Annotated in this window: 6 protein-coding genes and 1 pseudogene; all 7 read right to left on the bottom strand. The window is 62.1% G+C overall.

Annotated elements, in window-relative coordinates; all coding sequences use genetic code 11:
• The coding region (locus AC1DRP_RS33665) for a carbohydrate ABC transporter permease (RefSeq protein WP_476770794.1) at positions 1–528 on the bottom strand (528 nt) is incomplete at its 3' end.
• 1 nt (position 529) lies between these two features.
• Entirely contained in the window at positions 530–1,441 is a 912-nt protein-coding gene (locus tag AC1DRP_RS33660; RefSeq protein WP_476770793.1) for a carbohydrate ABC transporter permease, read from the bottom strand.
• The gene (locus tag AC1DRP_RS33655) at positions 1,419–3,557 is read right to left on the bottom strand and encodes an FAD-dependent oxidoreductase (protein WP_476770792.1); all 2,139 of its coding nucleotides are present in this window, start codon (positions 3,555–3,557) and stop codon (positions 1,419–1,421) included. Before AC1DRP_RS33655 ends, AC1DRP_RS33660 begins: the two co-directional genes overlap by 23 nt.
• A 20-nt stretch (positions 3,558–3,577) precedes the next feature.
• A complete protein-coding gene (locus AC1DRP_RS33650) occupies positions 3,578–4,573 on the bottom strand; it encodes an ABC transporter substrate-binding protein (protein ID WP_476770791.1) in 996 nt (331 codons plus the stop codon).
• Positions 4,574–5,613: 1,040 nt separating this feature from the next.
• Positions 5,614–6,117, bottom strand: a complete 504-nt coding sequence (locus AC1DRP_RS33645) for an RES family NAD+ phosphorylase (RefSeq protein WP_441508492.1) — start codon at positions 6,115–6,117, stop codon at positions 5,614–5,616.
• Positions 6,114–6,578, bottom strand: coding sequence for a type II RES/Xre toxin-antitoxin system antitoxin (gene parS, locus AC1DRP_RS33640; protein ID WP_441508527.1), 465 nt, complete (start codon positions 6,576–6,578; stop codon positions 6,114–6,116). The genes AC1DRP_RS33645 and parS overlap by 4 nt, the downstream gene beginning before the upstream one ends.
• Positions 6,579–6,660: 82 nt before the next feature.
• Positions 6,661–6,796: pseudogene (locus AC1DRP_RS33635) on the bottom strand (IS110 family transposase); the annotation flags it as partial.

Genomic DNA, 6,796 nt, shown 5'->3' with positions numbered 1-6,796 from the left:
GTCGAGAAAGGAGGCCTCCTCGATTTCCAGCGGAACGTTGTCGATGAAGGTCTTCAGGATCATCACCGCTAGGCTGACCTCGAAGGCCGCATAGACCAGGACCAGTCCGAGGCGGGAATCATCAAGGCCCACGCTCGAAAAGATCGGGAACAGCGGCACGGTGACGACCAGAGGCGGCAACATCTTCAGCGCAAGCAGGACCGCCGATGAGCGCCGCACGCCGAATTGCGGCAAGCGCGAGAAGGCGTAGGCGGCCGGAAGACTGACGGCCAGCACGAGTAGAATCGACCCGCCGGTCACAGCCGCGCTGTTGGCCAGACCCAGCATGAACTTGCTCCAGCGTTCGCCGAGACTGAAGAAATTCGCCAGCGTGGGCCAGAAAAGCAGGATCGGCCGATAAGAGAAGATGTCCCGGTCGGGTTTCAGGGCCGAGAGCGCGACCACCAGGATCGGGACGACCGAGACGAACACGGCAATTCCGAGCACAATACGATCTATCCAGCCCAGCCTTGCACGCGACGACTCCATCTTAGTGTTCCCGATAAAGCCGGATGACCTGAATGCTGGCGGCAGCGGCCGTCAACAGCAGCATGAGCCAGGCGATGGCGGCGGCCCGTCCGAATTCCCAGTAGCTGAATCCTACCTTGTAGAGATAGATCGAGAGGATCTGCGTGGCCTCGAGCGGTCCGCCCTTCGTCAGTATCCAGACAGTCCCGAAAGCGCGCATGGTGATGATGACGCGGAAGACGGCGGCGATTAGCAACCCGGCCATCATCAAGGGAAGCGTGATGCTGAGGAAGCTCTGGAATGGGCTGGCACCATCGATCTCGGCCGCCTCGTAGATCTCCGGCGACAGCGCCGCCCGGATCGGAAACAGCAAGATGAGGACGTGGGGCATGCCGGCCCAGAATTCGATCAAGGCCACAACCGGAAGCGCGAGGGAATCCGAGGAAAGCCATTGCTGCCGGGGAAAGCCTAGAAGTTCGATGGCGTAGTTGATCGGGCCGACATTGAGATCGAGCAGATAGCTCCACATCGTCGCCGTGACCGCATGGCTCATGGCGATCGGAGCGACGAGACAGGCGATCACCAGCGCGCGAAAGCGCCTCACGCGCACGAGAATGCAGGCGAGCCAAAGTCCGATGGCGAGTTGGAGGCTGACGGCGATCGCGACGAAAACCGCCGTGCGCCAGGTCGAGGCCCAGAAATCGGCGGCGGCGAGGGTCGCGCGATAATTCTTCAGGCCGACGAAATTCGGAACACGGCCGACTGAATAATCTGTAAAACTGAGATAGAGCGCCCAGATTTCGGGCAAGACGATCACGGCGGTGACAAGCGCATAAAGCGGCATCACCAGCGACCAGTTGCGCAAGGGGGCGAGCTTGCTCGCTACGTGGCCTACCGCGCCGGGCTTCAACTCAACGCGCGTCCTGGCGGGCATCCCCGAGTGCTCCCGCCAGCAGAACCCGATCCTGGTAAGGTGCGCGCTGCAGCTCCCTCGGGTCTGGCGCCGGCGAACCCAGCGCCGAGAATTGCTCAAGCGCGCCTTCCCACAAGCGGATCCTGCCGTCCAAATCGCTGAAGGCGACGGCGATACCTATTGGAGTCGCGATCATGTCGGGTGTGACGGCACCATTGAGGTCGTGGCTAAGGATCAGGAAACGGGTCTCCTTTGCGGGCGCTTTGACAAACGCTATCAAGTGCGCGCCGTTCGCGCGCGCCGCCCCGTCGGCGCGGTAAAGCTGAATCTCGTGGCCGTCCAGGATGCGCGCGACCAGTGTTGTCTGGAACGTTCGGCAATCGCTGCGTACGGCGCTAGCCCCAGTCGGGGAGATAGCAATGACGGTCAACTGATCGTCCATGGCTATGCTGCCGCCATCGAGACTCTCGCTCCGCTCAAGCGTCGAGGCGGTAGTTAAACCCGGTTCCGGCAGAAGCTGTAAGGACAAAGGCGCGCGGTCAGAGGCGAGGGCGACCTCACCGCGAAAGGCCATGAGCCGGCCGCCGCCATCGGAGAGCTGCATGTCGAGCAGCCCGTCGCCTGTACTAGCAAATCTGACCAGTCGCGCGGGCCCGGCCAACTGCGTCACGGCAACGGTCGACCAGTGGCGGTGGAAGCGCAGGGAGATCGTGAGTTTCCCGCTGCGCTGGAGGCAGGCGAGATAGGTCCGGCCGTTGCGAGCGCGAACCAGTTTCAGCTCGGCCTCGCCTTCCGCCACGAGGCCGGTGTCTTCGTCGATCAGGCGCAGACAACGGAGATAGTCGCCGTAGGTTGACAGATCGAGACTTTGGCCGCCTGCCTCGATGTCCCGGCGTAGAGTCTTGATGTCGATCCGCTCGATATCGCCGCCGTGCGCTGCGGCGAGCGCTGCCGCTTTACCCGCGCCGAAGCCCATCTGGGCGCATGTCGTCATCGCCCGGTAGGAGCTCAGCGCCAGTTGCTCGCCCGACAGGGAACGCCCGGGGCAAAGAACATTGCTCGCGCCCTGCGGGATCATCGCGCCGAGCGGGATGTGATACGGTTCGACCATGTCGGTGACGCCCGTTCCTGCACGCCGCTCCGTCGCCGGCCAATGGAAGTCGAGGTGATAGGTGCCGACGGCGACAGCGTCGTCGAACACCGCGCCGCTGCGGACATCCGCATCCGTCAAGGTCGCTTTGCCGATGATGCGCCGGCCTTCGCGTTGGCCGATGCTGCGAGCAGTATGAGCCAGCGTATATGTGGCGAGTGGCGCGCCACCATTGATGGTGTGTCGGCCGCCATAGCCTCGCGTCTGAAGATAATAGACTAGGCCCATCATCTGTCGGCGCGCATGGATTTCAGCCTTCGACAGGCTGAAGCCATCAGCCGCATCGAAGCCGACGACTTTCATCTTCACCTCGACCCGGCCATCGGCAAAGCCGTGCAAGGACGTCATAGGCAGCTCGTCGTCTCTCTCCCAACTCGGGCAGCCCTCCGGCAGCAGCGGGCGCACCAGTTGGTGGGTGTTCCAGAGGGTGAAATAGAGGCTCATCGGCAATTGTTCGCGCGCGCCAAGATGCGTGACAGGACAGCCGAGGGCTGAGGCAATCACCGCATTACCGGTCGCATCGATCACAACTCGGGGGCTGACGCGCACGAGGGTCGGCCCACATCGCACCAGAACTTCGGTGACGCTCCCATTCTCAGCCTTGGCATCAAGCGCTGCGGCATGCAGCCAAGTCTCAATCCCGGCCTCGTCGAGCATGCATTGCAAGGCGAAGCCGCAGGATTCGAGATCATAGGCGCGGCGGTCGTCATTGCTGCGATAGGGCTCGATCTTGCCGGCGCGGGTGAGGCGCGCCACCAGATCCGCGAAGATGTAATTGACCCGGGCGGTGTCACCGACAAAGCCGGCGACACCGCCTGCGGTGCCCTGGCCGCCTAGAATATTGCTGGGTTCGACGATGGCGACGCTCAGGTGCGGCGTCTTGGCCGCCAATGCGGCGAAGACACCGGACATCCCGCCGCCGAGCACGAGCACGTCGACATCGCGCAAAACGATGTCGCGGCTCGAGAGCGCATAGGGCGCGTTCATTCCCGGACCCACCCCTGAATTTATCGCCGCGCTGCGACGAGAGGTTGGATTTGCGCGTGCGCATCAGTCATGGCGGCCTGTGCTGACTTACGGCCCATCATGGCGGCGACAGCCTCCTTGACGAAGATGTCGCGTACCTGATTGGCACCTTCGAACACCGGCAGCGGGGAGGCGCCGTTCGCGAGTGCGGCGGCCGAAGCGGCACTATAGGGGGCGGCCGCGACAAAGGCCGGATTGGCGAGTGTCTCGGGATCGACCGGACCATTGCCATTCTGGGCCATTCGCAACTGCACGGCAGGCGAGGCGAGGTAGCGAATGAATGTCCAGGCGGCTTCACGCCCCTCGGCCCGGCCGTTGGCCGGGAATGCTGCCCCCCAGAATGCCATCTTGGCCGGAGCGAAGCTGCCTTCGGCCGATCCGGGGATTGCGAAGAAGCCAACCTTGCCGGCCACGCGGGACGAGGCCGGATCGTTGAAGCGGTTGTAATAGTTGTCGCCGAACAGCGACATTGCAGCCAGGCCCTCGCGCATCATCGTCTGGACGGAGGTGGCGTCCATCGAAGCGAAGTTCGGCGGCAGCGCGCCGCGCTCAACCAGCGTCCTCAACCGTTCGATCGCCTTGATGGTCTTCGGTTCGGTGACCTTTACTTCGTGATCATCCGTCAGAACATTGCCGCCCATAGCCTTGACGGTCGTAATGATGTCTTCTTCGGGCTTGATGGCTAGGCCATAGACCGAGGCGCCGTCCGCGCGCTTGTGCGAGGCCTTCTCGGCGGCAGCTAGGAAATCTTCGAAGGTCTTGGGCGCGGTAATGCCACGCTCCTCGAAGATCTGCTTATTGTAGTGGATGATCTGAGGATTCGAGCGGATCGGCACCGCGCGGAGATCGCCGTCAAGCTGGTAAGCGGCGAGCATGGACGGGAATATCTTGGCGAGTTCGAGCGCCTGGGCCTGCCGCTCCTTCAGCGAAACCAACTTTTCCAGAACGTCGCGTGAGGGCCAACTGCTCTCGATCATCACGACGTCGAACTGCGATGTACCAGATGACAGGGTCCGGAGCAGGTTTCTGCTGCATCTGCGGCCACGGCACCGTTTCCCAGACGATCTTGAACCCGGTCTCGCGCTCGAAAGCCGCCTGGAGATTGGTTTCGGGCCTGTTAGGTGTGCCCTGAAACGCCGTTTGATGGGCTGAGTTCGCGAAGACCCGGATCGGCACCTGGGCTGCGGCCTCGCTCAGCCCGGCCAGTCCGAGCAGCGCACCGATGATGAGATGTGTTTTCATTCGATCCTCCCGAAAGGAAGGATTACAGACGCTGCAGCAAGATACAACTGACATGTTATTAGCATTTCGGCACGTTCGAGCTTGGGCAAACCGTGTCAGGAGTCGGAACACTGCGCCCGTCGAAGCTGCGCTTTCCTCATTAGGAGGCAGAACAAGAGCTGCTCGAAATAGCCCCACCCTGCCACGTGCGGCGCAGTTCTTGGTTGGGGCATGGCTTCGAGCGGATAGTGACGTATTCGCCACCGGCGGGCCCGATGAATCGCCTCCTTCGGGATTGTACGACCGGTCGGCTGACAAATCGAACGGGGCGCGCAGGCAAAAGGGTGATTAGCCGACCCGATTCAGGGCATGACTTTCGCGAGGAACCGAATTCGGTCGACCAAGACATGGGTTGGCGTGCGAACCCGATGACGACCCGTTCAGGCCCTGACGCCCGCCGGCAGTTAACGTGCCAATGCCAGCTGGACTCGAATCACTCCCCCCAACGCATGCGGTTGAGGAACAGATTTTCGTTCGGCGCCGGGGTGAACTGCAGCGGCTTGGCGGCGCCATAGCCGATGACGGTCTGGTAAAGCGGCACGACCGAGGCCATCAAGGTAACCGATCTGCACCGCAGGCTCGAGGCACTCGACGAAGGGGGAGCATGACAAAGCCCAGCAGTTCGCAGCGCAGTTTCATTATCGCAGCGGCGTGAAACGGCACGAACCCCCAAATTCCATGGCGCCGCGGGAATTTGCAACAGAACCATGCCGCTGTTCTGCGGCACTATGTCGTGTCACTTCGCTGACGGCGGATGAAGTCGGGTATCGAGCGCGAACGACTCCTGAACTCGGCGCGCATAGCCCGGCCTGGCGGCCGTGAAGAGCAAATTCCAGCTATGGGTTGAAACCACACTCGGAACAACGACAAATGCATGCCGCCGTAGCAGATCGTCGCCAAAAACCTGCTGGCCGGCACTTGGGATGCCAGGGCGCAGCCAATTCGGATTCGGTACCCGATCCGGCGTGACGATATGGACTGCAGCAATGTCTGAAATAACGGCCGCCGTCATCACATGGGGAACGGTGTCTAGCACCCAGAAGCCCTTGTGGACGGCAACTTCGAGAATGGCCGTCGCAGGATCGAGCGCGCAATATACCGCACGCACTCCGGCGCTATTCCATCGCCCTCCGACCCGATAGGCTCCTTCTCCGCTATCCCAGGTCGATGCATGGATGGCTTGATCGAGGCGCCAAGCTATTAGCTCGGCGCCTCCAAGCACGCTCGGCAATGGCGTCACGCATAGACACCGTAGTCGAGCCGGGTCAGATAGTCCTCTACCAGCTCGACGCCGGCCGGAGTCGCCAGAAGGTCGATCGGGCGACGCTGGTCAAGGCCGATCGCGGGGCGTTCGAACCACTGTTCAGCCTCTGCCTGCGAACCGAAAACATCCGTTGCCTTCGACAGAATCTCGGCGAACTTCCACGCCCGTCCACTCTGCTCCTGGCTCAGCGGTTTTGCGGGCGCGTCCTTGCGCCGCTGATAGGTTCGCAGGCTCATGCCGAACGCCTTCTCCAGCGAATCCGCCTTCTGAATATGGGTGAGCTGCCCGACAAGATGATCCAGTGCCGAAGGCGGTAGGCCTCGTAGCAACATCTCATGCGCGTCCAGGGAGCTAGTGACGCGCCACGCTAGCAGCTTGGCGCCGCCCAGCAGTTCCGTCACCCTGTGCAGGGTTCCACCGGTTTCCGGTGGCATCATCTTCTCAGCCGAAACCACCATGGCTCATCCCCCCCGTTAGTCAACTGTCGCAAAATTATATGACAGGTGACGCGCCGAGTTTCAAGGGCCTGCTTGACTGCGGCCTAACTCGGCTCTGAACGAGTGGCCGGCCGGAGTTTTTGACGTGGACCGGTTTAAGCAGCCCGACGCGCATCATCTGTGCGATGCCGAGCGCGTCATTGCGATCGGTCATGTTG

It is taken from the genome of Allobosea sp. 01N443 (assembly GCF_056399325.1).
This window is presented reverse-complemented; position numbering and strand designations above follow the sequence as displayed.